The organism is Stenotrophomonas sp. Steno-C15 (assembly GCF_056393265.1).
In genome coordinates, this window is sequence record NZ_JBWJPF010000002.1 from 137,065 (window position 1) to 159,728 (window position 22,664).

General features: G+C 65.4%; 26 protein-coding genes and 1 tRNA gene. 12 read left to right on the forward strand and 15 right to left on the reverse strand.

What is annotated here, in order from left to right:
• Nucleotides 1-46: 46 nt before the first annotated feature.
• Together AC06FB_RS02655 and AC06FB_RS02660 are read left to right on the forward strand one after the other, a co-directional pair.
• Nucleotides 47-481, forward strand: coding sequence for an FKBP-type peptidyl-prolyl cis-trans isomerase (locus AC06FB_RS02655; RefSeq protein WP_053519803.1), 435 nt, complete (start codon nucleotides 47-49; stop codon nucleotides 479-481).
• Entirely contained in the window at nucleotides 468-1,715 is a 1,248-nt protein-coding gene (locus AC06FB_RS02660) for a TIGR03862 family flavoprotein (RefSeq protein WP_461287698.1), read from the forward strand. The genes AC06FB_RS02655 and AC06FB_RS02660 overlap by 14 nt, the downstream gene beginning before the upstream one ends.
• A 50-nt stretch (nucleotides 1,716-1,765) precedes the next feature.
• On the opposite strand, the gene AC06FB_RS02665 is transcribed toward AC06FB_RS02660, so the two are convergent.
• The 4 genes from AC06FB_RS02665 to AC06FB_RS02680 form a co-directional block, all read right to left on the reverse strand.
• Nucleotides 1,766-2,227 carry a GNAT family N-acetyltransferase gene (locus AC06FB_RS02665; RefSeq protein WP_111186059.1) on the reverse strand — a complete coding sequence of 154 codons (462 nt, stop codon included), beginning with the start codon at nucleotides 2,225-2,227 and terminating at the stop codon, nucleotides 1,766-1,768.
• A 21-nt stretch (nucleotides 2,228-2,248) separates the two neighbouring features.
• On the reverse strand, nucleotides 2,249-3,871 hold the full coding sequence (locus tag AC06FB_RS02670) for an FMN-binding glutamate synthase family protein (protein WP_053519800.1): 1,623 nt from the start codon (nucleotides 3,869-3,871) through the stop codon (nucleotides 2,249-2,251).
• 55 nt (nucleotides 3,872-3,926) lie between these two features.
• Entirely contained in the window at nucleotides 3,927-5,213 is a 1,287-nt protein-coding gene (locus AC06FB_RS02675) for a nucleotide sugar dehydrogenase (RefSeq protein WP_065181245.1), read from the reverse strand.
• 135 nt (nucleotides 5,214-5,348) lie between these two features.
• Nucleotides 5,349-5,783, reverse strand: a complete 435-nt coding sequence (locus tag AC06FB_RS02680) for a BLUF domain-containing protein (RefSeq protein ID WP_053519798.1) — start codon at nucleotides 5,781-5,783, stop codon at nucleotides 5,349-5,351.
• A gap of 131 nt (nucleotides 5,784-5,914) precedes the next feature.
• Here AC06FB_RS02680 and AC06FB_RS02685 point away from each other — a divergent pair.
• Nucleotides 5,915-6,001 (forward strand) — tRNA-Leu (locus AC06FB_RS02685).
• Nucleotides 6,002-6,090: 89 nt separating this feature from the next.
• Nucleotides 6,091-6,303: a hypothetical protein gene (locus tag AC06FB_RS02690; RefSeq protein WP_180876679.1), complete on the forward strand. Its 213-nt coding sequence runs from the start codon at nucleotides 6,091-6,093 to the stop codon at nucleotides 6,301-6,303.
• Nucleotides 6,304-6,362: 59 nt separating this feature from the next.
• Here the strand turns inward: AC06FB_RS02690 and AC06FB_RS02695 are convergent, their stop codons facing one another.
• Nucleotides 6,363-6,875 (reverse strand): hypothetical protein, encoded by a 513-nt coding sequence (locus AC06FB_RS02695; protein ID WP_478053344.1) that lies wholly within the window; start codon nucleotides 6,873-6,875, stop codon nucleotides 6,363-6,365.
• A 92-nt stretch (nucleotides 6,876-6,967) separates the two neighbouring features.
• Nucleotides 6,968-7,633: a hypothetical protein gene (locus AC06FB_RS02700; RefSeq protein WP_478053345.1), complete on the reverse strand. Its 666-nt coding sequence runs from the start codon at nucleotides 7,631-7,633 to the stop codon at nucleotides 6,968-6,970.
• Nucleotides 7,634-7,766: 133 nt separating this feature from the next.
• Between AC06FB_RS02700 and AC06FB_RS02705 the strand changes: the two genes are divergently transcribed.
• Nucleotides 7,767-8,432 (forward strand): SOS response-associated peptidase, encoded by a 666-nt coding sequence (locus AC06FB_RS02705; protein WP_478053346.1) that lies wholly within the window; start codon nucleotides 7,767-7,769, stop codon nucleotides 8,430-8,432.
• A gap of 28 nt (nucleotides 8,433-8,460) precedes the next feature.
• Here the strand turns inward: AC06FB_RS02705 and AC06FB_RS02710 are convergent, their stop codons facing one another.
• The 7 genes from AC06FB_RS02710 to AC06FB_RS02740 form a co-directional block, all read right to left on the reverse strand.
• Complete coding sequence (locus AC06FB_RS02710; RefSeq protein WP_478053347.1) at nucleotides 8,461-11,040, reverse strand: SGNH/GDSL hydrolase family protein; 2,580 nt, start codon at nucleotides 11,038-11,040, stop codon at nucleotides 8,461-8,463.
• Nucleotides 11,041-11,044: 4 nt separating this feature from the next.
• The gene (locus AC06FB_RS02715; protein WP_478053348.1) at nucleotides 11,045-11,743 is read right to left on the reverse strand and encodes a baseplate wedge 1 family protein; all 699 of its coding nucleotides are present in this window, start codon (nucleotides 11,741-11,743) and stop codon (nucleotides 11,045-11,047) included.
• Nucleotides 11,743-12,756, reverse strand: coding sequence for a hypothetical protein (locus AC06FB_RS02720; RefSeq protein ID WP_478053349.1), 1,014 nt, complete (start codon nucleotides 12,754-12,756; stop codon nucleotides 11,743-11,745). The genes AC06FB_RS02715 and AC06FB_RS02720 overlap by 1 nt, the downstream gene beginning before the upstream one ends.
• A complete protein-coding gene (locus tag AC06FB_RS02725; RefSeq protein WP_478053350.1) occupies nucleotides 12,753-14,771 on the reverse strand; it encodes a tape measure protein in 2,019 nt (672 codons plus the stop codon). Before AC06FB_RS02725 ends, AC06FB_RS02720 begins: the two co-directional genes overlap by 4 nt.
• 148 nt (nucleotides 14,772-14,919) lie before the next feature.
• Complete coding sequence (locus AC06FB_RS02730) at nucleotides 14,920-15,411, reverse strand: phage tail assembly chaperone (RefSeq protein WP_478053351.1); 492 nt, start codon at nucleotides 15,409-15,411, stop codon at nucleotides 14,920-14,922.
• Nucleotides 15,411-15,842 carry a phage structural protein gene (locus AC06FB_RS02735; protein ID WP_111185559.1) on the reverse strand — a complete coding sequence of 144 codons (432 nt, stop codon included), beginning with the start codon at nucleotides 15,840-15,842 and terminating at the stop codon, nucleotides 15,411-15,413. Before AC06FB_RS02735 ends, AC06FB_RS02730 begins: the two co-directional genes overlap by 1 nt.
• Before the next feature lie 11 nt (nucleotides 15,843-15,853).
• The gene (locus tag AC06FB_RS02740) at nucleotides 15,854-16,309 is read right to left on the reverse strand and encodes a DUF3383 family protein (protein WP_478053352.1); all 456 of its coding nucleotides are present in this window, start codon (nucleotides 16,307-16,309) and stop codon (nucleotides 15,854-15,856) included.
• On the opposite strand from AC06FB_RS02740, the gene AC06FB_RS02745 reads away from it, so the two are divergent.
• From AC06FB_RS02745 to AC06FB_RS02775, 7 genes are read left to right on the forward strand one after another with little or no spacing between them, the layout of a single operon-like run.
• Nucleotides 16,264-16,992 carry a hypothetical protein gene (locus AC06FB_RS02745; protein ID WP_478053353.1) on the forward strand — a complete coding sequence of 243 codons (729 nt, stop codon included), beginning with the start codon at nucleotides 16,264-16,266 and terminating at the stop codon, nucleotides 16,990-16,992. The genes AC06FB_RS02740 and AC06FB_RS02745 overlap by 46 nt on opposite strands.
• The gene (locus AC06FB_RS02750; protein ID WP_478053354.1) at nucleotides 16,989-18,089 is read left to right on the forward strand and encodes a DNA-methyltransferase; all 1,101 of its coding nucleotides are present in this window, start codon (nucleotides 16,989-16,991) and stop codon (nucleotides 18,087-18,089) included. Before AC06FB_RS02745 ends, AC06FB_RS02750 begins: the two co-directional genes overlap by 4 nt.
• Complete coding sequence (locus AC06FB_RS02755) at nucleotides 18,086-18,295, forward strand: hypothetical protein (protein WP_478053355.1); 210 nt, start codon at nucleotides 18,086-18,088, stop codon at nucleotides 18,293-18,295. Before AC06FB_RS02750 ends, AC06FB_RS02755 begins: the two co-directional genes overlap by 4 nt.
• Nucleotides 18,292-18,876 carry a hypothetical protein gene (locus tag AC06FB_RS02760; protein ID WP_478053356.1) on the forward strand — a complete coding sequence of 195 codons (585 nt, stop codon included), beginning with the start codon at nucleotides 18,292-18,294 and terminating at the stop codon, nucleotides 18,874-18,876. Before AC06FB_RS02755 ends, AC06FB_RS02760 begins: the two co-directional genes overlap by 4 nt.
• Nucleotides 18,873-19,181: a hypothetical protein gene (locus tag AC06FB_RS02765; RefSeq protein ID WP_478053357.1), complete on the forward strand. Its 309-nt coding sequence runs from the start codon at nucleotides 18,873-18,875 to the stop codon at nucleotides 19,179-19,181. Before AC06FB_RS02760 ends, AC06FB_RS02765 begins: the two co-directional genes overlap by 4 nt.
• Nucleotides 19,182-19,192: 11 nt before the next feature.
• Nucleotides 19,193-19,441, forward strand: a complete 249-nt coding sequence (locus AC06FB_RS02770; RefSeq protein WP_277381577.1) for a DUF4224 domain-containing protein — start codon at nucleotides 19,193-19,195, stop codon at nucleotides 19,439-19,441.
• A gap of 2 nt (nucleotides 19,442-19,443) precedes the next feature.
• Nucleotides 19,444-20,472 carry a tyrosine-type recombinase/integrase gene (locus AC06FB_RS02775; protein WP_277381576.1) on the forward strand — a complete coding sequence of 343 codons (1,029 nt, stop codon included), beginning with the start codon at nucleotides 19,444-19,446 and terminating at the stop codon, nucleotides 20,470-20,472.
• A gap of 227 nt (nucleotides 20,473-20,699) precedes the next feature.
• Here AC06FB_RS02775 and hemN read toward each other — a convergent pair whose 3' ends face one another.
• A complete protein-coding gene (gene hemN, locus AC06FB_RS02780; RefSeq protein ID WP_478053358.1) occupies nucleotides 20,700-22,109 on the reverse strand; it encodes an oxygen-independent coproporphyrinogen III oxidase in 1,410 nt (469 codons plus the stop codon).
• Nucleotides 22,110-22,153: 44 nt separating this feature from the next.
• Nucleotides 22,154-22,594, reverse strand: a complete 441-nt coding sequence (locus AC06FB_RS02785) for a group III truncated hemoglobin (protein ID WP_478053359.1) — start codon at nucleotides 22,592-22,594, stop codon at nucleotides 22,154-22,156.
• Nucleotides 22,595-22,664: the final 70 nt, after the last annotated feature.

A 22,664-nucleotide genomic window follows, 5' to 3' on the forward strand; every position in this document is an offset into this window, starting at 1 on the left:
TGCGCTACCCTTGCCGCCCTCGCCCTGCGCCCGACGGAGATGCCCGATGCGCCGACTGCTGCTTCCCCTGTTGCTGTCCCTTGCTGCTGCCGGCTGCTCGATGGAGCCGTCCGGCCCACCACCGGGAGGCACGCTGACCACCTTCGAGCGCATCGACACCCAGCCCGGTACCGGGGCCGAAGCGGTGGCGGGCCGGAAGGTCACCGTGCACTACACCGGCTGGATCTACGACAACCGCACCGAGAGCAAGCATGGCAAGACATTCGACAGCTCGGTCGGACGCGGCCAGCCGTTCACCTTCGTGCTCGGTGCCGGCCAGGTCATCCGCGGCTGGGATGAAGGCGTGGCCGGCATGAAGGTCGGCGGCAAGCGCACCCTGATGATCCCCCCGGACCTGGGCTACGGCAGCCGTCGCGCCGGCCCGATCCCGCCGGGCTCCTCGCTGGTGTTCGATGTCGAGCTGCTCGATGTCCAACCCTGATCGACATGCGCCGCGCCGCGTGGCTGTCGTCGGTGGCGGCCCGGCAGGGCTGTTCGCTGCCGAGCGCCTGCGCGCCGCCGGCCTGGAGGTGGACCTCTATGAAGCCAAGGGTTCCCCCGGTCGCAAGTTCCTGATCGCCGGCAAGGGCGGGCTCAACCTGACCCACTCCGATGCGCGCCCGCTGTTCGACAGCCGCTACCGCGAGCAGGCCGGTGAAGTCGGCCGCTGGCTGGACGGGTTCGACGCGCAGGCACTGCGCGACTGGGCCGCCGATCTTGGCGTGGAGACCTATGTCGGCAGTTCCGGCCGCGTGTTCCCGGTCGATCGCAAGGCTGCGCCCCTGCTGCGCGGCTGGGTGCGCCGCTTGAAGGAGCAGGGCGTACGCCTGCACGTGAATCACCGCTGGTGCGGATGGGCCAGCGACGGCGCGCTGCGCTTCAACACCGAAGACGGCCACCTCGACGTGCACGCTGATGCCACCGTGCTGGCGCTGGGCGGCGGCAGTTGGCCGCACCTCGGCAGCGACGGTGCCTGGGTGGCACCGCTGCAGGCACGCGGCGTGGACATCGCACCGTTGCAGGCCGCCAACTGCGGATTCGACGTTGACTGGACGCCCCTGTTCGCCCAGCGCAATGCCGGTGCCCCCTTGAAGCCAGTGGTGGCGCACTGGATCGACCTGACAGGCCAACCACGGTCACTGCAGGGCGAATGCGTCGCCAGCGACTATGGCATCGAAGGCAGCCTGATCTACGCGCTGGCGGCCGACCTGCGCGAAACCATCAACCGCAAGGGTTGTGCGCCATTGTGGCTGGACCTGGCGCCGGGTCGCGATGAAGCACGCCTGCTGGCCGATCTGTCGCGTCCACGCAAGGGCCGCAGCTTCGGTGAACACCTGCGCCGCCAGGCCGGGGTGGACGCAGTGAAAGCGGCACTTGTGTTCGAGCACCTCGGCAAGGATGCGGGCCAAGATCTTGCAGCGGTCGCAGCGACGCTCAAGCGCCTGCCGCTGAAACTGCTGCGCCCGCGGCCGATGGCCGAGGTGATCAGCACGGCCGGAGGGGTAAGGCTGGACGCGCTCGACGCAGGGCTGATGCTGCGTGCCCTGCCCGGCGTGTTCTGCGCTGGCGAAATGCTGGACTGGGAGGCGCCGACCGGCGGCTACCTGCTGACGGCCTGCTATGCCAGTGGCCTGCGCGCCGCCGAAGGCGTGATCCAGTGGTTGGCCACACGCTGAATCGCCTGTGGTAGCAGCGGGCGGGGCTCGGCGCTACCGGAAGCAGCGCCTCACCACGGCCTTCGCATGCGTACAGAGGCGAGTGGTACCCCGCTGGGATGGGGATAGATTTCCTCGCGTTCGCGGATGAAACCCTGCCGCTGATAGAAGGACACGGCATTGAGCGAGGCCGACAGCACCACCTCGCGCCCCGGATCGGCCAGCGCCAGCAGACGCTGCATCAGCGCCTGGCCGATACCCTGTCCGCCACGATCCGGATCGACGAACAGCGCATCCACCTCATTGCCATCGATATCGAGCACGCCAAAACCGAGCAGCTCGCCCTGCCCGCCTTCGGCCACCACGCATCCGCCCTGCGACAACAGCCGCGGATACTGCGCCGGCGGCGGCGACGCCGCCCAGGGTGCGATCACCTCCGGCGGATAGTGACTGCTGCAGGTCTCGCGCACGCACCGCGTGCGCAGGGCCCACAGCGGCGAGACATCGTCAATCGTACCGGTCCTGAACTGCATGCAACCTCCGTGTGGAACCCATCACCGCGACTTGCTGGCTCTCAGCGCCTGGATCCGGGCCGGCGGCTGGAATGAATCACTGCGCGCGTCTGCCCAGAACGCATGGAATACCGCGTGATCCGGCACCCGCCGCAGCAGTTCTCCCGGCTCCAGATAGCGATACAGCGTCGCCAGCGAGCGGATCTCCACCGGCGACACGCGGCGCAGGATGTGCTCCGGCCCCAGTTCGGCCGGATCATTCAGGCCGGCCGCGCACAACAGCTCCTTCAGGGCATGCAGCGTGTGCTCGTGGTAGCTGTGCACGCGCGTGGCCTTGTCAGGCGCGTCGAGGTGCTTCCAGCGCGCCGGGTCCTGCGTGGCGATGCCGGTCGGGCACTTGTCGGTGTGGCAGCTCAACGACTGGATGCACCCCAGTGCGAACATGAAGCCACGACCGGCATTGCACCAGTCCGCGCCGAGCGCGATGGTCCGGGCAATGTCGAATGCGCTGGTGATCTTGCCGGCCGCACCGATGCGGATGCGCTCGCGCAGGTCCAGCCCGACCAGGGTGTTGTGGACCAGCAGCAGCGCCTCGTGCATCGGCACGCCCACATGATCGACGAACTCGGCCGGTGCCGCGCCCGTGCCGCCCTCGGCGCCATCGACAACGATGAAGTCCGGCAACAGGCCGGTCTCCTGCATCGCCTTGGCGATGCCGAACCACTCCCAGGGATGGCCGATGGCCAGCTTGAAGCCGACCGGTTTGCCACCGGACAGTTCACGCAGGCGGGCGACGAACTGCAGCAATTCGACCGGCGTGGAAAACGCCGAGTGCCGCGACGGAGATACACAGTCCACCCCCATCGGCACGCCACGGGTCACGGAGATCTCGGCCGTCACCTTCGGCGCGGGCAATACGCCGCCATGACCAGGCTTGGCCCCCTGGGACAGCTTGATCTCGATCATCTTCACCTGGTCATGGGTGGCGTTGGCGACGAACCGCTCTTCGCTGAAACCGCCCTTCTCGTCGCGGCAACCGAAGTAGCCCGAGCCGATCTCCCAGACCAGATCGCCGCCCATCTCACGGTGGTACGGCGAGATCGAGCCTTCGCCCGTATCGTGATAGAAGCCGCCACGGCGTGCGCCTTCGTTGAGCGCGCGGATCGCGTTGGCCGACAGCGAGCCGAAGCTCATCGCCGAGATGTTGAACACACTGGCCGAATAGGGCTTGGCGCAGCCTGCGCCGATCAGCACACGGAAATCGTGCCGGGCGATGGTGGTCGGTGCCAACGAATGGTTGATCCATTCGTAGTCCACCGCATATGCACTACGCAGCGTGCCGAACGGCACCGTATCCATCTCGTTCTTGGCACGCTGGTAGATCAGTGCACGCTGCTGGCGCGAGAAGGGCACGTCTTCCAGATCACTCTGCACGAAATACTGGCGGATCTCCGGGCCGATCGATTCCAGCCCGTATCTGAAGTGCGCCATGACCGGATAGTTGCGGCGCAGGGTGCTGCGCTTCTGCAGCAGATCCCAGGTCCCCAGCGCCACCATCGCGGCGGTCAGACCGACGCCCCAGTACCAGGCAGGCCATATCGTGGCCAGCCACAGGCAGACGGGGAACATCAGGATGGCGAGCAGGTAGACGATATACCGGTGCATGGCGTTCCTTGGTTGCAACTGCAGCCGAGTCTACCGCGCCCGCCATCATCAACGCCTACAGGCGATCGTCGACCACGCTGCGCGGCCAGGCCGATTTCACGTCATACACCAGGCCGCCGGGCGCCAGCAGGCCGCGGATGCGGGCTTCATCCATCGCCTTGAAACTGGCATGCGCCACTGCCAATACGACCGCGTCGTAACAGCCGGCCTTCGGCTCGGCCAGCCACCGCACACCGGCATCGGCCAAGGCCGCCGGGCCCACCCATGGATCGCTGACATCGACCTGGGCGCCTGCGTCTGCCAGGCGCTGCGCCAGCTCCAGCGCACGACTGTTGCGCAGATCGGGGCAGTCTTCCTTGAAGGTGACGCCCAGCACCAGCACGCGCGCCTGGGCCGCGGTCCGCCCGCGCTCGGCCAACATGGCCAGGACGCGCATGGCCACGTGCTCGCCGACACGGTTGTTGACCTGCCGCGCGGTGTGGATGAGGTCCGGGTGGTAACCCACACTTTCCGACTTGTGCAGCAGGTAGTAGGGATCCACGCCGATGCAGTGGCCACCGACCAGACCGGGACGGAACGGCAGGAAATTCCACTTGCTGCCCGCGGCGTCCAGCACGTCCTGGGTATCGATGCCGAGACGGTCGAAAATCAGCGCCAGCTCGTTGACCAGGGCGATGTTGACGTCGCGCTGGATGTTCTCGACCACCTTGGCCGCTTCGGCCACGCGCATCGATGGCGCCGGGAAGGTGCCTGCGTCGATGATGCGGCGGTACAGCCCATCGACCACCGACGCCACCTCCGGTGTCGAACCCGAGGTGATCTTGCGGATGTCGGCCAGACGGCGCTGGCGGTCCCCCGGGCTGACCCGCTCCGGACTGTAGCCGCAGTAGAAATCTTCGTTGAATCGCAGGCCCGAACCCTGCTCCAGCAAGGGCACGCAGACTTCCTCGGTCGTGCCGGGATAGACCGTGGACTCGTAGATCACCAGATCGCCGGCGCGCAGATGGCTGGCGATCAACCGCGTCGCCGAGCGCAGGGGTTCCAGATCAGGCTGCTCGTAGGCATCGATGGGCGTCGGCACGGTGACGATGTACACGTTGCACTCGTCCAGCCGCGCAGGGTCGCTGCTGTACTCCAGCTGGCGTGCAGCGGCGAGTTCCCCGGCCTCCACCTCCAGCGTGTGGTCCTGGCCCGCGCGCAGCTCGGCGATGCGTTCGGGGTCGATGTCGAAGCCGAGCGTCCGCTGTTCCCGGCCGAAGGCCACGGCCAGTGGCAGGCCCACGTAACCCAGACCGATCACCGCGAACCGGGGCGCTTCCGCCGCCGACACCGGCACGCTCATCAATGTACCCGCCATGCCGGCAGCGACGGATCGCCCACTGCCGCCGCTTCGGCCATCACGCTCATTCGCTGCCCACTCCGGGAAGTCTTCGCAAGAGGGCTACAGCGTAACGGTGTCAGGACCTTGTCGCCAAGGTCAGGAGCCCAGTGCGACCGCGGCAGGCTCCAGCTCGCCATCGGCCCCGGTCCAGGCCTGCAGCAGGTGCTCGAACCCCACGCTGCCCAGCGTCAACCCCGGCCACGCCTCACCGACGATCTGTGCCAGCAGCTCCGCCTCGATGCGTCGCGTCCCCATGTTCCAGCGGGGGAACGCCCGCTGCGGCACGGGCGCCCGGCACAGCACCTTCAACTGGGTATGGCTGCGGGCATTGAGGATGCGCGGGAACACCGAATCGATACCATCCTGCGGACCTTCGAGATACTGCAGGAAGCGCGCACCGTCGAACATCAGCACCCCGGTGACGCCAGCCACGCGATTGAACGCCGTGGCATCGGCCAGCAGGCGGTCAAGATCGGATGTCCGCAGATCGGCGCGGGCATCGCTGACGTAGGCGATCGCGTAGAGCGACATCAGGTGGCTCCCCCCCTGGGAACGATGGTCGGGACTATGGCATGAATGGGCGCTACAGTTAAGCGCGCCGTGCGATGCCCGGCCGCCGGTGCTGGAGCCCCCGCTGGGCTACAATCGGCGCCGCACTGCAGGCCCGGATGGCGAAACTGGTAGACGCATCGGACTTAAAATCCGCCGACCGCAAGGTCATGCCGGTTCGATTCCGGCTCCGGGCACCAAGGCTTTTGCGACATTTCAGCGATAAGCCTTTGCTCCGCAATTTCAAGCTCGCTCCGCAAATGGACATTGGATAGACACAGGGACGACCATGAGCAACACGTTCAAAACCACGACCGGCGCCGACAAGACTTGCGCCAGTTGCGGCTCCATCTACAGCACCAAGATCTTCACCGCGCCCTTCAAGGACAATGATGCGGTCAACTGCAGCGTGTGCGGGAATGTGCTGGATAGTTGGCGGTCGACATCGATCCCCACCTACACGCTGAGACAGCGCGGCCCTGGCGCACCGCCAGAGGAATAATGCCGTAGCGCGAAGACAGCGCCACTGCGACCATGCGTCGCAGCGCATTTTTCAGAACGCTAAACGCCCCGCCGCAGCTGCTGCAGCCCTGCCCTCACCCACGCCTTGGTGCGGACGTCTCTCGCGCGGGGTTTCGTCTCTGCCGGCGGCTTGCGCGACTCCAGAGCTTCCTTGATCCGTGTCAGATCCACCGCGCCAGACTCAGCCAGTCGGCGCGCCTGTTGCTGCTGCTCGCGCGTAGGCGGCGGGCCGGGCAGTGGCGGCGGCAGTTGGAACCGCGTGCTGTCCGTCAATCGGGCGACGGCCTCGCGCAGGGGAAGGTCGGGATAGAGCCTGGCCGCGCACCAGCGCTCGGCGTACCGCTTCGCCTGCCGGATGCTCGCCGCGCGCACTTCCTTCACTTCCCAGAACTTCTGCCCTTCCATCCACAGGCGCACCCCGGGACCACCATCGGGGGCAACGCCGGCTGTCTCCCGGCCGTTGTACCAGAGCGCCCATCGCTCACCGCTCTGGACCCAGCCAGAGGGGATCGGGGTGGTGCGGAAACCGTGGTGGCCGTGCGAAGGAAGCATGGCCGGAAGGATACGACCGGTGGTCGCAGATCCTGCGAACACAACCGATATCTGCCTGAACCGTTCTAGTTTCCCGCGTACGCGACCTTCAATCAGACCTTGATGGGGCCAAACATGCCGGTGTAGATCAAGGCATTCCATACCTTCTTGAGGTTCTGGCCGGTGTCCTGGTTCACGAACAGCGACGATCTACTGCCGTATGGGCTGCCCAGAAAATAGGGACGCATGGTCTCCCACGTCTCAGCCACTTCCGATTGAGTCCAACAGGGCAGTTCCTTCTCCAGCAGGAGCGGTAGAGCAATCGAAAGTGGAATCAAGCCGTCTGCGCCCAACAGCTTCTTCCACGCACAACGCACGACCACAGGCTTTGCATTAACGCTGTAGAAGTTCAGGTCTAGACGCTCCGCCGTGATCTCTGCCGCTGCGTGCGGTGGCAACTCTTGGACAGACTCAATCACGTCCTCCGGATGATGGTAGGGACAAGTGATGAACCCGTTTGCGAAGCACACTGTGTGATCTAGGCCGCGATACCCGCACCGCTCGCTGGGCGTGGTCGTAGGAAAGCGGTCGTCTTTATAGTTCCGCACCAGCGGGTGCCAGCTGGGGTAAGCCTGCACTACGGGCCCCAACTCCTCACAAAGTTCTACAAGCCTCTCCTTCAACTGCGCGCGCTCCTCCCTGCTCACCTCGCGCGGGATCAAGTACCTCAACGCATCTTCGAAACCCACCCTCGCCGCTTCATCTGCTCTGAAAGCCATTGCAAAACCTGCACAATCGACCGTTGATGCGCACAACTTACTCGCCTCATGCGCAATACGCAACAAATATGCGCAGTATGGCCAATTTAGGAAATCTCCCCTCCTTCACAGGCCGCTCGCTATGACTTGACGCATGTGCGGTCGATTCGTCCAGCTCCCTGTCGTCAACTTCGGCCAGGCCGAGCTGGCTGACCTTGCCCCGGGCCTGGCCGAGATCCAGCCCAGCTACAACCTCGCCCCGACACAGCGGGCGTCGGTGATCCTGGACCGCGGCGAAGGCCGCCAGGTCACCCGGCTGGCGTGGGGCCTGCTTCCGTTCTGGGCCAAGGCCAAGGGCCTGCAGGGCTCAACCATCAACGCCCGCATCGAGACGGTGGCCACCAAGCCTGCCTTCCGGACGGCGTTCAAGAAGCGCCGCTGCGTCATTCCCATGGCCGGGTACTACGAGTGGTCGGTCAGCCCGATCGACGGGAAGAAGGATCCATGGTTCATCCACGCGGCCGAGCCGCTGCTGGCTGCCGGGCTGTGGGAGGACAGCAGCCCGCTGCTGCCAGACGGCAACCTGGGAACCTTCACCGTCATCACCGGGGACAGCAGCGGCGTGTCGGCCGACATCCACGACCGTATGCCGGTCTGGCTGCTGGCCAGCCAGATCGATGAGTGGATGGCAGCCAGCCCCGACGATGCGATGGCGATGCTGTTGGCCAGCGAGCCCCCATCCATGGAGGCCTACCGGGTCAGCCGGGCGGTCAACACGCCCAGGAACAACCGCGAGGACCTGCTGCAGCCGGTCGAATGAGGCACGTCCGCCCGGCCCCTGCCCTCGCCTACTCGAACGCCTCGGGCAGATCGAGCCGCAACCTTGCCAGCATCGCCTCGTTGCCGGCCACACCCGGGTGCACGTTGTCCCCCGAGTTCATCACCGGATCCCAGGTGGCCCCGTCGTTGTTGGCTGACAAGGCCAGGTCGAAGCGAACGGGAGGCAGCAGATCCGCGCCGAAGTAACCCCCGATGATGTCGGCGTTCATCTGCGCGCGCAGGCCGGACGGCGTGCCGTTCAGGGGCGGCAAGCAACCGATGGCGATTCGGCTCGTCCTTTTCCGCAGCGCGTTGAGGATCGCTGTCATGTTGCTGCGCCATGCCGCCTGTGTTCCGGCAGTCAGGGCATCGTTGGTGCCCAGCGTCACGACCACCACCGTATCCCTGCCGCACAGCGACACAGCCTCTCCCATTGCGCTCACGGCGTGACTGGACAGCTGGCCGCCCCGGGCCATGACCACCGTGTCCAGCGATCCCTTCCCCGCTCGCTCGGACTCGACCATGCGCGACCAGGTCTTGTCGTACTCCGGGTAGGGCAGCCCACCGATCTGCGAGCCTTCGGTGATGCTGTCGCCGAGTAGGAGGACGGCAGCCGGCCGCGCCGCAGGGAACGGATAGTCCGCGACCATGCGGAACCTGTCGACGGCTACGCCGCCGGCAGTGGTCGACGGGAACACCAGGCAGGGAGCACCCCAGGCCCGCCCGCTATCGGCTCCCGTGCCCGCGCCATAGTCCAGCACCAGCTCGACCTTCTCGCCGCTCTTCCTGTTGGTGAGGGTGAACTTCGCGGAGAACCAGCTGCGCTGCATGTCCAGCCGGACCTGCGAACCGGCCAGGGTCCAGGGCACTGCAATCTCAGCGGCAGCGGCCCCCGGCGCGGTGGTTCCATTCCACCTGTAGACCCGCAGCTGTCCGGTAGCTCCATCCACGATCACAACAGGGCTGTCCAGTACCGTCCCGCCGCTGTCACGGACAAAACCGATGCCCCACACCTGCGCCGCTGCCGAGATATCGGCATAGGCGGTGAGAGTACGGCGCATCAGCAGCGACTTCCCGTAGTAGGTCGGGATGCACCGGTTGCCCCAAGAGGCGGAATCCGCGCTGACGAGGTTGCCGCCAGAGACCGCTGCGCCGGCGAACGACCATCCCACGGGAGGCGCGGCGAAACTCTCGTCAATCAGCGCCGGGCTGAACTCCGGCCCGATCAGGTCCAGCAGCGTCCGCTCCAGCGTTCGGTATTCGACAAGAACAGCGACGCGAACGGCCGAAGTCCCCCAGTCCTGAACCTGCCCCACCTCCGTCGCCTGCGGGAATCCGGAAGTCGAAAGCGAAGGTCCGCCGCCACTCAAGAACCTGACATGGTTGCCGCTGCCCGAGCGCAGGTAGACGTGGCCACCGGCCGGAACATCCACCTCGGGAAAGTCCTGGCCAGCGACCCAGGTATTGAGGCCGTCCACGAACGGGATCGCATGACGGAAGGTCACGACTCGGCTTGCATCCTGTGCCTCGATGATAGCCACGCCCGCACCGGAGTAGATGGCCTGGATCCTCTCGATGCTTCCGCCGGGTGACGCATCGGCAGGGCCGTAGCCATACGCCGCCGACGCATTACCCGTGTAAGCCTCCGAAACGGACCCAACCGACACCAGCTTCGTGCCTACGGCAGGAAGATCTAGGAACTCGGACGCCTTCCGGGAACCTGCCTCAGCAGCGCTCGCTTGAACCTCCACAGACGCCACGCGGGTGTCGAGAGGCTGTCCGTCGATCGACTGGAGATCGACCTGCAGAGCAAGCCTGCCGGTGTAGCTCAACACCGGCGGGGATTGAACATCCCCCACCGCGGTCGAAGCCTCGGGGTTCCATCGTGCGGTTCCGATCTGGGTGCCGCCGGGGGTATCGAATGCCAGGTTCACACCGGTCAGCGCCTTGTAAGCGATGAAGGACCCCTCCTCCGCGACCAGGTCAATGCCGATCGATGCCACACCTGCAGCAGGGATCGACATCGGGTAGATGGCCACCGTCCTGGTGCGGATCCCGTCACCCACTGGCGAAAGCACGTGCACCTCGCCAGATGCGGCCGCTCGGAACCGTGCCGACACGCGACGCAGAAGCGCGCGGGAGGGCAACGGAACCGCATTGGCCAGCACGAGGTTGTTTGACGCGGACGTGGTGGTGGAGGTGACCGAGCCGATGGAGGAGCTCTCGACCTGCAGGGAAGCACCCGTTACAAGGCGAACCGGCGTCTGATCGGCCTTGTCGACCAGGATGTCGTCTGCGATCTTGACCCAATGCGTGCCATCCCAGCTGTACTGGCCGCTGAGCGGAACGAATCCACCCTGACCAACGTAGCTGCCCGGAGTCGCTTCCAGCTCGGCGAGCGTGGCCTTGTAGATCGAGCTGGTTGACTGTCCGACCTTCAGCGCCTCCACATCGGCTGGCAGGCCAGACGCGTCGATCTGGCCTGCCACGAAGCCACCCAGCACAGCGGCCGACGCCTGAGCATTCATCCCTTCCTCAAGGACAGCCAGCTTCGTTCCTGCACCGATCACCTCGATTTCCTGGTACTGGCTGAGTTCTTTCTCTGCCACGGTTTTACCCCTTTCCGATGAGTTGATAGCCGTCGCGCCCCAGCAAAGGCGCGCCGTCGCTGCCGATCAGCAGCTGCAGGTTGTTGCCGGGCTCGAACTCGAAGGGTTCGTCCGGTTCATAGGTCCGAAACTCCAGGGCGACGCCCGCGGCAGATGGCACCCATTGCCCAACGTTGCCGAGGAAGAAGTCGTCCTCAGTAGGCTTACGACCGATGTGGATGCGGATACGCGCGGTCCCGATGTCTTCCACTGCGATCCGCGTCACGTCGAACAAGACCCTCAGTGCAGCTTCGATCTGCGGCGCAGTACCGAAACCGCTGTCTACCAGCACCTTCCAGCGCAGCAAACGCCTGTAGTTGTCGTCATCCAGCGTCGAACCACCGGTGTAAAGTCCCGAGCCGCTCCGGTACATCGGAAACTCGCCGAAGCCACCAATGTTCGGCTGTCCCTGGAAGCCGAAGTGCCAGATGGCTCGCGTGTTGCTGATCTGCCTTGGCCGGTCCAACAACTCGCCCAGGCCATCCAACTGCCGACCCACGGCCGTATCCAGCCACCGGTCGTCCCGCAGCTGCCTGAGCGCCCCTTGCAGCGTTGTCATCGGCTGGACCAGGGCCAGCACCAGCGAGCGCAGCCGCTGTGACTGTTGGAACTGTGCCGTCCAGTTCGACCACGCAATGGAACCATGGTCCTGCTGAAGGTCCATCAGGTCACCTCAATACGCGAGGGGTCAAACATCGCCCGCTGCTGCGGCTGAATCGTGATGTTCTCGGCCTTATATGCGCCGGGCGCCGGCTGAACTGCCGGACTGGACGACGTGGCAAACAGCAACGTCGCGTAGGCCACTCCAGGTACGCCGTAGACGGGACGATAGAACGACTGCCACACCACGTCGTCTCCGATGCTCAGCTGCCCGCCAAAGGCGGCCAGGCCAGCGGCGATGTCGTTCAGGCCCGCGTCCGGGAACGCTTGTTCCTGCGGGTCAAGCAGGGTGATAGATGCCTTGATCCATACGTAGACCGGCACAGGTCGGTCGAACCGAATGACGGCTTGCAGTCCGGAAGCGGTCTCCACCGGAACGGCGAACGCGCCATGTGTAGCGATTCCGGCCGCCTTGGAATCTCGGATCGCCTCAGCAATCTCAAGGTCCAGTCCACCCTCCACGATGACGTGCACCGAGTGCGGCGGCCTGCCTGCCATATCCGCGTAGTCGCTGGTGTTCTCATACGCGACGACATTGGTAACGCCGGCGGCGTCTGCGCGCACTCGTGCAGCGATTGCCGGGAGGGTGGCCCCTCCCATCCGGTACAAGCCTTTCCCATACCGATTGCGCAGAGAGGAATCGCTTTCCGCTGGAGCCCCTGCTGTAGCCGGCGACGGGTTGTTTACCGACGCCCATCCGGCTACCGCTGTTTCGATCACAGTCAGCGTTCCCGGATCAGCTCCCAACGTCGATGGCTGAACCGTCTCAGCCAAGGCAGGACTGCCCAGGATGCCCACTCTCAGGTTCGGCGTGAAGCCGAGAGGGAACCCTGTTCCATCAGCGGCCATCAGCCGCAGCTGTGTTCCATCCACCGACGTCGCAACGGTGGAATCGGTGATGGCCATGGCCAGTCCGTTGAGGATCTGTGCCTCGGTGGCCCCGGCCGCCGCGTTGTAGGTGTATCCGACGCCGTCGATGTAGACCGTGTAGGCCTGCGCAACAGGCGGGCCGTTCAAGCTGACCGTAGCGTCGGCGGTGTTGGACCTGGTGATCCTACCCTCCTGCGCCAGACCCCACTGCTCGCCGCTGGCCGCACTCCGGATACGACTGCCGGCCGGAACCACAGTGGGGCAGTGACGTTGACCGTAGCGTTGTTGGTGTTCGAGACGTTCTGGGCGCTTCGACCAGCGTTCACTACAGAGCCTGGCGATATCGCGCCGAACATGCCGACCGTGCTTGCTGCCATGTTCAGGCCCGTCTTTGCCCAGCTGGGGATCGCTCCGGTAAGAGCGGCCCAGCCGCGCTGGAAGGTTCCGACAATGGCATTCCAGGCCTGAGCGACCATCGTTCGCACCGAGAGCGCCGCCTGGCTCACGGCGGCGAACGCGCGTACCAGCATGGTTACTAGGCCGATCACGAGCCTGAGGTTCAATGCCAGCACCTGGCCGAACACCCTTCCGTTCGCTGTCGCGTTGTCTAGCTCCTGCTGCGTGGCGATCACCGGAGCAAGCAGTTCCATGAACCACCGCCAGACCCGGCCGAGCAGCACCGCCAGCTCCGCAAACACAGGCGCGAGAGGCTGGAAAGCTGCGACGAGCTCCTGTATCGCGGGACCAATGACCGAAGCGAACCCCTCCCACACACCGATCAAGAACGCGCTGATGGGTTGCCAGTACTTGTAGATGGCCGCGGCTGCGGCTGCGATGGCCGCGACCACAATGAGAACCGGGCCGGCACCGATCGATCCGATCGCCGCCATCGCAGTGCTGATCGACCGAATGACCCGCAGGAAGCGCAGGCCCACAGTTCCCAGCTTCGCGAAGGCCTGTGCCGTTCGCCCGCTAGCCAACCGCGAGAAGAACAGGATTGCGACCCTGCCCGTCCGCTGCAGGAAACCGAGCACGGTTCCAAGCGCCCGGAACACCTTCACCGCAGCGTAGCTTCCGGCTATCGCTGCCAGAGCGGCACCAATCTTGCCCATATTCTCGATAACCGCCTGGGCGATGACATTGAACCGGTCAGCCAGTCGGTACTGCTGGTTCATCTCTCCCGCACGCCGCATGAAGCTGTTGCGAATCTGCGTCATGGACCTGGAGAAGGTCATGGGCAGACGCTCGAACTCGCTGTCGATCTGCTGAGTCTGGCGCAAAAGGCCGTCTGCGATGGCCTTGGACGTGATCTTTCCGTCCTGACCGAGCTGTCGAAGATTTCCGACACTGGTGCCGAGAGCATCCGCAATCGCCTTGGCCAGACGCGGCGCCTGCTCGAGGATGGAATTCAACTCCTCACCGCGCAGAACTCCGGTGTTCATCGCCTGTCCGAACTGCACCAGCGCAGCGTCCTGCGACGCTGCCGACCCGCCACCGATGGTCATCAGCTTGCTGACGTTGCTCGATAGCAGTAGCGTCTGATCATTGCTCAAACCGAGGGATTCGCGTCCTCTGGCCATCGAGACGAATGTATCCGACAGGGAGGGGAACATCTGCCCCGTCCTCTGCGCGGTCCGAAACAGAAAGTCACGAGAGCGGTTGCGCGTGTAGTCGTCAGGCGTTTGCAGGCCAATCCTTGCGTTCGCGCCGGCCCATTCGTCCGATGCGTCGGCGAATGCCTTGCCGGTGGCCAAGCCGATCAGTCCCTGGATCATGCCACCGACGCTTCCGAATTCGGCGCCCACTGAGCGGCTGCGCGAAGACCTTGACTCGCGATTCAGACGCCGCTGCTTTGCCTCCACCCGATCCATCTGCCGCAAGACCTCGCCGTATCCCTGACGGGCCCCCTGCCGCAAACCAATCCCGAACTCCCGGGCTTCACGTGTCAGCCGGCCCATAGTGCGGGTCAGCTGGTTGCCAGTGCGGTTCATGCTGGCCAGCTCGCGATTGGCGACCTGTACGCCGCGCTTCAGCTGGTCGTTGGCGGCCTTGGCGGCCGTGTTAACCGCCTTCTCCGCCCGCCGGTAGCCGTCGACATACTTCTTGAGGTTGCCCTCCCGCAGCTCATAGCGCAGGACGGTGACCAGTTCGCGCAAGGCCATGGTTACTTCCCTTTCGGCTTCTTGCCCGACGCCTCAGACGCCTCGCGGGCGTCCAGCAAGGCGTTGAGCTTGATCAGGTCCATGAGATCAACCGTTCCCTGGTTGATCTCGGTCATGGAGACGATGCCGGCCATCACCGGCCGGAAGATCAGGAACTCCCGTTCGAGCTCGGGTTCGAACCGTCCAGCAACCCGCCCAGCTTCTCCCCGAGGCCCGACCCAAAGAGGCCGAGCCATCGCCCCAAAGGGCCGGCGAAGTTCAGCTTGATGATCTCGAAGAGCAGTTCCAGGATCTCCCCGAAGTCAGCGAACGCGTCGTCCATCTGGCTCTGGGTCAGCTTTCGTGCGTCGCGCCCGGCCTTCTCATAGGCGACCCGCTCGGCATCGATGAGTCGGCTGCACCACGTGTCGAGGCCCTTGCCGTCCAGCGATCCAGAGAACGACCGGATTGCTCCGAGCAGCACCGCTTCATCGAGTTCGCCGTCGTCCTCGTCGGTCCTGCCGGCTGCAGCCGTGAGCAGGGCTCCCACCGCGGGCAGCAGCTCCTTCTGCAGGTCCCCGAAGATCCGCAGCTGGTCGCGCGGTGCGAATGTCGTCAGGTAGAACGTCGTCTGCCCGATCTTCACTTCCTTCTTGGCCATCAGCGTGCGCCTCCGACGTGGTAGGTCGCCTCGTTGGACGTTTCGATGGTCCACTCGCGATTGCCGATGGTCGCGCCGAACTCGGTGTTCGGCTTCTTCACGATCCACGCTCCGGGGTCGGCGATCAGGGTCCGACCGGTGAGGTCGGTGATGGCCAGCGGGAGCGCGCCTTGCCCGTGCGAAGCCCGGTCGAAGTCGGCTGCGGCAGACAGCGCATCGTTGCTCTTGCTGGTCTGCAGCAGGGTCAGCGTGATCTGCAGGGACCGGTTCTGCGACATCGAACGGCCTTTCTCGCCGTTGGCACCCACCACCGAGGTGATGCCATCCCCCATCTCTTCCACCGAGATGAAGGTGTCCTCGGCGTAGCCGGTGATGATGTGTGGCCCGAAGGTGATGATCACCTGCGAGGAATCGTAGGTCTTGGAGCCCATGTTCGAGGTCCTTAGATGCTGTAGGAGAGGGTGCCGGTGATCTCGGTCGTGTGGATCGCGCCGGCCAGACGCGCGGAGAACTTGATGCCCTCCAGCAGCCGCTGCGACTTCACACTGTCGGCAATCTCGGCCAGGCCGGGATAGGTAATCCGGTACGACTCAAGCACGTTGTCGTTGGCGTCGGTTTCGCGCGGTGCGATGCCGCCGGCGGTGACACCGGCGTCCAGTGCAGCGCGCAGCGCGGTCACGATCACCTGGATACCCGCGCTCGTGTAGGGAATCTTTCCGTCGGCCTTCGCCAGCACGTCCACGATGCCGGTCTGCACGCGGTCCTTGAGCCAGTCGCGGAAGCGGATGATGTCGATCCACTCGCCGCTGGCGACGGTCCCGTATGGGCCATCACATTCAAGAGGATCGAAGCATGAACACCACGATGGCAGACGGCGCAGCCCAGCGCCTGGTCGCACAGATCGCAGCTGACCTGTTCGGCCAGCCGGGCATGACCCTGATGGAGCTGGCGGAGAAGGTGAAGGAAGCTCGGAACAACGATGTCCCGCTCGGCTATGTCCGCGTCGAGGCGATCAAGGCCCTGCGCGAGGAAGACGAAGTGACCGGCGTAATGGTCCACATTGAGGAAAGGGCCGACAGCGTGCCGGTCTACCTCGCCGCCCGCCAGCCGTTGGCGGAGCCGGTGGCGTGGTTTGTCCATTGGTCGGATATGCCGCTGGAATCGACAGAGGTAACAAGAAGCGCATCTCGCATCTCGGAGGTGAGTGCGTTGACCAGCCCTCCGCGCATCGTGCCGCTCTACGCCGCCCCTCCCATGCAGGCCGATCAGGAATATCTGGAGAGCTTGGATCGCGCCCTGGAAGGTGTCATCGACCAGCGCGACCGATACCACGAAACGGCCGACGACCTGGCCGGCCACATCGCATCCATCACCGGTGTGGATATCGGCGAACACAGCAGCGCCAACTGCCCTTGGCAGAACGCCATCGAGGCGGCGGAGGAGTACCGGCCCGCGCAGGCCGTGGACCTGGGCGCGGTGTGTCAACTGGCGGAGAAGTGGATGCGGATCGGTGGCGAAGACGCACGATTCTGTGCGGGCGAACTGCTGACCCTGATCGACGGCAAGGCGGTGGACAAATGATCCACGTCGGAGACTGCCTTGAAGTGATGCGCGGCATGGCCGACAACTCGGTCGACGCCGTCGTGACCGATCCGCCCTACGGCCTGTCATTCATGGGCAAGCGCTGGGACTACGACGTGCCCAGCACCTCGGTGTGGGCCGAGTGCCTGCGCGTGTTGAAGCCGGGCGGGCAGCTGCTGGCCTTCGCCGGCACCCGCACGCAGCACCGCATGGCCGTGCGCATCGAGGATGCAGGCTTCGAGATTCGCGACATGATCGCATGGGTCTACGGCAGCGGCTTCCCGAAGTCGCACAACGGGCCCTGGGGCGGCACCGCGCTCAAGCCCGCGCTCGAGCCGATCACGGTTGCCCGGAAACCGCTGGCCGGCACTGTAGCGACCAACTGGCAGCAGCACGGCACCGGCGGCCTGAACATCGACGGCTGCCGAATTGCTGCCTCTGAGACCACCATCCGCGCCCGCACCGACAACGACTTGGGACGCATGAATGACGATGGATGGCGGCCAACGCCAGGGGTAAACGGCTCAGAGAATGGACGCTGGCCGGCCAACCTGATCCATGACGGTAGCGAAGAAGTGGTCGCTGCGTTTCCGCAGGCCAATGGTGCCGTCGCAGCGGTTCGCGGAACGGAGCCGAGCGCCAAGACAGTCAGCACTTACGGGGCGTTTTCTGGCCGCTCACCCAGCGACCAGCGCGACGGTGGCGGCAGCGCGGCCCGGTTCTTCTACTGCGCCAAGGCCAGCAGGGAAGACCGCGATGCTGGCTTGGAGGGATTCCAGAAGTCTGCCGCCGGCATGGTATCCAACACCAGCGGGCAGCACATGACCCGACGCGATGAGGGTTACCAAGTCGCCCCGCGGGCGAACAACCACCCTACCGTCAAGCCAACCGACCTCATGCGCTACCTGTGCCGTCTTGTCACCCCAGCTGGCGGCCTGGTGCTGGACCCGTTCATGGGAAGCGGTAGCACCGGCAAGGCTGCCGTGCTCGAGGGCTTCCAGTTCATCGGCATCGAGCTGGACCCGGCCTATGCCGCTATCGCTGAGGCCCGTATCCGCGTCGTACAGCCGGGTTTCTCCTTTGGAGACGTCGCATGACCGCGCCCATGGCTGACCAGCTGCTCACCGCTGCACAGGCCAAGCACACCGCGCGGGTGTTCATCACCGAATGCCGTGCCCGCCGGAACGCCCACGGGTGGTGGTTCGCCTTCAACGCTGCACAGCGTGCCCGGCGCCGCGCCGAATCATTCGCTCCGCCGCCGGCCGCGCCAGCATCGCCGGCACAACTGGATCTGTTCGTATGACCGCACCCCTGCCCGTCTCGCCGGCCTCCGCTGTCGAAGCCACCAAGGCGTCGTCACCCGTCGCCGCGGTCATCGCCGCGATGCGCCGCATCGATCCGGCCGGCGGCCCCGTGGCCGCTGACCTGGTGCACGCATGGGCCGAGACCCTACTGGCCGAGCTGTACTCCGCCACCCCGGTGCGCTGGGAGTACCGCCACAAGACTGACCACGCCCCGGGCTGCTGGATGCAGGCCGACGCTGGCCATGTCTACGGCGGGCACCAGCGCGGCCTCGTGGTGCGCGCTCTGTTCGAGACACCACGCGTAATCCAGCCCGAGAAGATCCACCACTTCGAGCGGCGTGTATGCGTCCGCTGCGGCGAGAGTGAGGACTGGGCTGGCCCGGACTGTTACCCGTCCGACAAGCCGGTTGACCCGCGCACCCTGCTCCCGTTCGATCCGCGATGGCTGGTCGAGCCGCTGGAATGGCTCAGGCATGACCGCTCGACACTCAACCAGTACGAACGCCGCAGGCGCGCCGATCAAGCCGCGTTCCTGCTGGAGAAGCTCGTCGCCCACATCGAGGAGTGCAAAAAGCCATGACTCAGGAACATATCAGCCACCCGGAAGGGTTGCCGAACTGCGCCGCCGGCCATCGCGCGCGCCACATCCACGACAAGCGCTGCGCGACCGCGGGCGGTGGTCACCTGATCGAGTGCGCCTGCAGGTCGACCAGCAAGCATGCCGATCCCGACAACGCCATCGCAGCGTGGCGACGGCTCAACCGGCCGGCACGCAGCGCGCGGCCGGCTGCAGTGGCTGCTGGAGCCGACAACGTCCTGCAGTTCCAGCTCGGCCTGGACGATCGCAAACCCAAGAACCAGCGCGCGGCTCTGGCTGCAAACTGAAGGAGAAAGCTATGGCCAAGAAGAACAAGGCCGCCCCGGGCGCGGGGGCGCTGTGCCTGTCCCGGGAAACGATGCGGGAACTGTGCGACACCCCATACAAGGATCGTCAGCTTGCGTTCCTGGTGCTGAACGGGATCCCGCACTACAAGGGCTTGGACGGGTGGCCGCGCGTGCTGTGGGCCGCGCTCGAAGGGGGCGACGACGTGGAGACCGAGAAGGTCACGCCCGTCGCTGGCTGGCAATCGAACAAGGTGGCATGACGATGGGGCGCAAGCCGAACAAACCGGGCGCGATTCCGCGATTCCGGCCGCGCAAGCAGAAGTCGGGCGTGGTGCACTACTACTACGACCTGGGCGGGAAGCCGCGCAAGGAGCTGCCGCTGGGCAGCAACTACGCGCTGGCAATCAAGAAGTGGGCCGAGCTGGAGGGCACCCGCGAGGCCCAGGCCGTGGCGGTCATTACCTTCCGCCACGTGAGCGATGCGTACCGAAAGGAGGTCATCATCCGCAAGGCTCCCCGGACCCAGATCGACAACGGCCATGAGCTGGCCAAGCTGCTGGAATACTTCGACGACCCGCCGGCGCCGCTGGATGCCATCCAGCCTGTGACGGTTCGGCAGTATCTCACCTGGCGCACGAAGGGCGGCAAGGGCATGGTGCGCGCCAACCGCGAGAAGGCGCTGCTCTCGCACATCTGGAACTTCGCCCGCGACAAGGGCTACACCTCCCTGCCCAACCCCTGCGCCGGCATCAAGGGCTTCAAGGAAACCGGGCGTGACGTCTACATCGAGGACGACCAGTACCAGGCGATCCGTGCGGCCGCCGACGTGGTCGTGCAGGACGCAATGGATCTTGCCTACCTGATCGGCCAGCGACCGGCCGACGTGCTGTCGCTGACCGAGATGGATGTGCGAGATGGGGTCATCAACATCCGACAGGGGAAGACAAAGGCAAAGCTGCGCATCGCAGTCGAGGGCGAGCTGGCGGTGCTGCTGGAGCGGCTGCGCGCACGCAAGGCTGGCCACGCCGTGCGCAACACCCTGCTCATCGTCAGCGAGCGCGGCGAAGCGGTCAGCGTGACCAGCATGTCCAGGCGCTGGGCGAAGGCCTGCGAGATTGCCGGGATTGAGGGCGTCCAGTTCCGCGACCTGCGCGCGAAGGCGGCGACCGACAAGGCCGAGTCGTCAGGCGATATCCGCAAGGCACAGCAGCAGCTGGGCCACACCACGGTGTCGATGACCGAGCACTACACGCGTAAACGCCGCGGTCACAAGTCCACGCCGACGCGCTGAAATTCCGCTCCGCAACTGAATAGAGACGCTTGTGCGCCAAGGCTTTCAAGCCGACTGGATTACACGCATTGCGGAGCGGAAATCACCCCAAAACCCTTGCAGCACAATGAATTCTGTGCGGACTTAAAATCCGCCGACCGCAAGGTCATGCCGGTTCGATTCCGGCTCCGGGCACCAGGGCTTTCGGGCTGTTTGCGACACGCAGTGGCGTGAACCTCCCAACCACTTCAGATCGCGCGCGAATAGCGCGGCTGCTCGTGCTCTGCACGCAGATGGGGATCGAAGCACATCGCCAGCAGGCGCAGAAGCGGCCGGCCGCGTTCGCTGGCACGGACCACGCCATCGCGATACTCGACCAGGCCATCGTCCTGAAGCCGTTGCACGGCGCACAGGTCCTCGGCGAAGTAGTCGTCGAACACGATGCCGTGGCGATCGCCGAGCGCGCGTCCGTCGACCTCTCCCTGGCACATCAGCTGCTGGATCAGGTCTGCGCGCAGCTGATCGTCGGCGCTGAGCGCCACGCCACGCCAGACCGGCAGCTGGCCCTGATCGACCGCACTCTCCCAGGACGGCAGGTCGCGTGGGTTCTGGCTGTAGGTCGCACCGATATGACTGATCGCGCTGACGCCGAGGCCCAGCAGGTCGGTATCGGCATGGGTGGTGTAGCCCATGAAGTTGCGATGCAGCTGGCCAGCGCGCTGGGCGCGCGAAAGATCCTCTTCCGGCAGCGCGAAATGATCCATGCCGATGTACTGGTAGCCCGCTGCGGACAGCTGCTGCACGGCAAGTCCCAGCAGCGCAAGCTTGTCCTCCGGCGAGGGCAGCGCGCGCTCGTCTATCTGCCGCTGCGCGCGGAACAGATGCGGAAGGTGCGCGTAGCCATACACCGCCAGCCGGTCCGGTCGCAGTGCAAGCACCTGCTCGAGAGTGCGGCCGAATCCTTCCTGGCTTTGTCCCGGCAGCCCGTAGATGAGATCCACGTTGACCGATCGCATGCCGCTGTCACGACAGGCACGCAGGATGTCCAGGGTCTGCTGTACACCCTGCACACGGTTGATCGACGCCTGGACCGAGGGATCGAAGTCCTGCACGCCCAGGCTGGCGCGATTGAAGCCCAGCCGTGCCAGCATCGCCACGTCACGCGTTTCGATGAAGCGTGGATCAAGCTCGATCGAGAAATCGCGCTCGGCCGAGCAGCTGAAGTCGAAACGCCGGCGAAGGCCGTCGATCAGCGTGGTCATTGCCTCGGCGTCCAGGAAATTCGGCGTTCCGCCCCCCAGGTGCAGCTGGATCACCTCACGGCCTTTCTGGAACTGCGGCGCCAGCAGATCGGCCTCGGCCAGGACCCGTGAGACGTAGCTGTGGCCACGGCTTCGATCACGGGTGATCACCCGGTTGCAGCCGCAGTAGAAGCACGGGCTGGAGCAGAACGGGACATGCACGTACAGCGACAGCGCGCGCGCCAGCAGGTCGCTGTCCGCGATCGCCTGGCGCAGTGCGGGCGCGCCGAAACCATCGTGGAAGTGCGGAGCGGTCGGATACGAGGTGTAGCGCGGTCCGGGCCGGTCATGCCGGCGCAGCAGATCGGGGTCGAAGGTCCAGGCCAGGCCGCCGGCAGCGGGAGAGAACGTGTCCATGCCGCCAGCATCGCGCCGGACAGTCAGTGCCGCCTTGACCCAGATCAATCCCGCGCAGGAACGCCCAGCACCGGCAGCGCCACCTGCGGCCAGCGCAGCATCTGGTACCGGCGCCAGAACGTTTCCGCAATGCGCGCGGCCACATCATCGACCAACGCCTGCATCGGTGGATTGCCGCATTCGGCGGTGGTGCGCCGGAACAGCGCGAGCCAGCGGTCGAACAGGTCCTTGTCCAGGGCGATGGCCATGTGCTTGGACATGGGCGATCCCTTGAAGCGACGCGTTCCCCTGAGCATTGCGGACCAGAAATCCACCAGTTGCGCCAGATGCCCGGGCCAATCGTGCACATGCGCGTCGAACACGGGGCCCAGACGCTCCTCCTCACGCACGCGTGCATAGAAGTCGTGGACCAGACGGGTCACGTCCTCTTCGGTACACAGCGCGGGCGAGGCGACAGGAGGGACGAGTGATGGCGTAGCGTTCATCAGAGGCACCAGGCGATTGCCGGCAGGGTGCGCCAACCGGCCGGCACCGCCGTTGATCCAGATCAATGTC

Bases quoted from the DNA above. Each gene is read 5' to 3' on its own strand.
- AC06FB_RS02655 (WP_053519803.1), top strand. From the start codon at position 47: ATGCGCCGACTGCTGCTTCCCCTGTTGCTGTCCCTTGCTGCTGCCGGC.
- AC06FB_RS02660 (WP_461287698.1), top strand. From the start codon at position 468: ATGTCCAACCCTGATCGACATGCGCCGCGCCGCGTGGCTGTCGTCGGT.
- AC06FB_RS02665 (WP_111186059.1), bottom strand. From the start codon at position 2,227: ATGCAGTTCAGGACCGGTACGATTGACGATGTCTCGCCGCTGTGGGCC.
- AC06FB_RS02670 (WP_053519800.1), bottom strand. From the start codon at position 3,871: ATGCACCGGTATATCGTCTACCTGCTCGCCATCCTGATGTTCCCCGTC.
- AC06FB_RS02675 (WP_065181245.1), bottom strand. From the start codon at position 5,213: ATGAGCGTGCCGGTGTCGGCGGCGGAAGCGCCCCGGTTCGCGGTGATC.
- AC06FB_RS02680 (WP_053519798.1), bottom strand. From the start codon at position 5,783: ATGTCGCTCTACGCGATCGCCTACGTCAGCGATGCCCGCGCCGATCTG.
- AC06FB_RS02690 (WP_180876679.1), top strand. From the start codon at position 6,091: ATGAGCAACACGTTCAAAACCACGACCGGCGCCGACAAGACTTGCGCC.
- AC06FB_RS02695 (WP_478053344.1), bottom strand. From the start codon at position 6,875: ATGCTTCCTTCGCACGGCCACCACGGTTTCCGCACCACCCCGATCCCC.
- AC06FB_RS02700 (WP_478053345.1), bottom strand. From the start codon at position 7,633: ATGGCTTTCAGAGCAGATGAAGCGGCGAGGGTGGGTTTCGAAGATGCG.
- AC06FB_RS02705 (WP_478053346.1), top strand. From the start codon at position 7,767: ATGTGCGGTCGATTCGTCCAGCTCCCTGTCGTCAACTTCGGCCAGGCC.
- AC06FB_RS02715 (WP_478053348.1), bottom strand. From the start codon at position 11,743: ATGGACCTTCAGCAGGACCATGGTTCCATTGCGTGGTCGAACTGGACG.
- AC06FB_RS02725 (WP_478053350.1), bottom strand. From the start codon at position 14,771: ATGGCCTTGCGCGAACTGGTCACCGTCCTGCGCTATGAGCTGCGGGAG.
- AC06FB_RS02730 (WP_478053351.1), bottom strand. From the start codon at position 15,411: ATGGCCAAGAAGGAAGTGAAGATCGGGCAGACGACGTTCTACCTGACG.
- AC06FB_RS02735 (WP_111185559.1), bottom strand. From the start codon at position 15,842: ATGGGCTCCAAGACCTACGATTCCTCGCAGGTGATCATCACCTTCGGG.
- AC06FB_RS02745 (WP_478053353.1), top strand. From the start codon at position 16,264: ATGAACACCACGATGGCAGACGGCGCAGCCCAGCGCCTGGTCGCACAG.
- AC06FB_RS02750 (WP_478053354.1), top strand. From the start codon at position 16,989: ATGATCCACGTCGGAGACTGCCTTGAAGTGATGCGCGGCATGGCCGAC.
- AC06FB_RS02755 (WP_478053355.1), top strand. From the start codon at position 18,086: ATGACCGCGCCCATGGCTGACCAGCTGCTCACCGCTGCACAGGCCAAG.
- AC06FB_RS02760 (WP_478053356.1), top strand. From the start codon at position 18,292: ATGACCGCACCCCTGCCCGTCTCGCCGGCCTCCGCTGTCGAAGCCACC.
- AC06FB_RS02765 (WP_478053357.1), top strand. From the start codon at position 18,873: ATGACTCAGGAACATATCAGCCACCCGGAAGGGTTGCCGAACTGCGCC.
- AC06FB_RS02770 (WP_277381577.1), top strand. From the start codon at position 19,193: ATGGCCAAGAAGAACAAGGCCGCCCCGGGCGCGGGGGCGCTGTGCCTG.
- AC06FB_RS02775 (WP_277381576.1), top strand. From the start codon at position 19,444: ATGGGGCGCAAGCCGAACAAACCGGGCGCGATTCCGCGATTCCGGCCG.
- hemN (WP_478053358.1), bottom strand. From the start codon at position 22,109: ATGGACACGTTCTCTCCCGCTGCCGGCGGCCTGGCCTGGACCTTCGAC.
- AC06FB_RS02785 (WP_478053359.1), bottom strand. From the start codon at position 22,594: ATGAACGCTACGCCATCACTCGTCCCTCCTGTCGCCTCGCCCGCGCTG.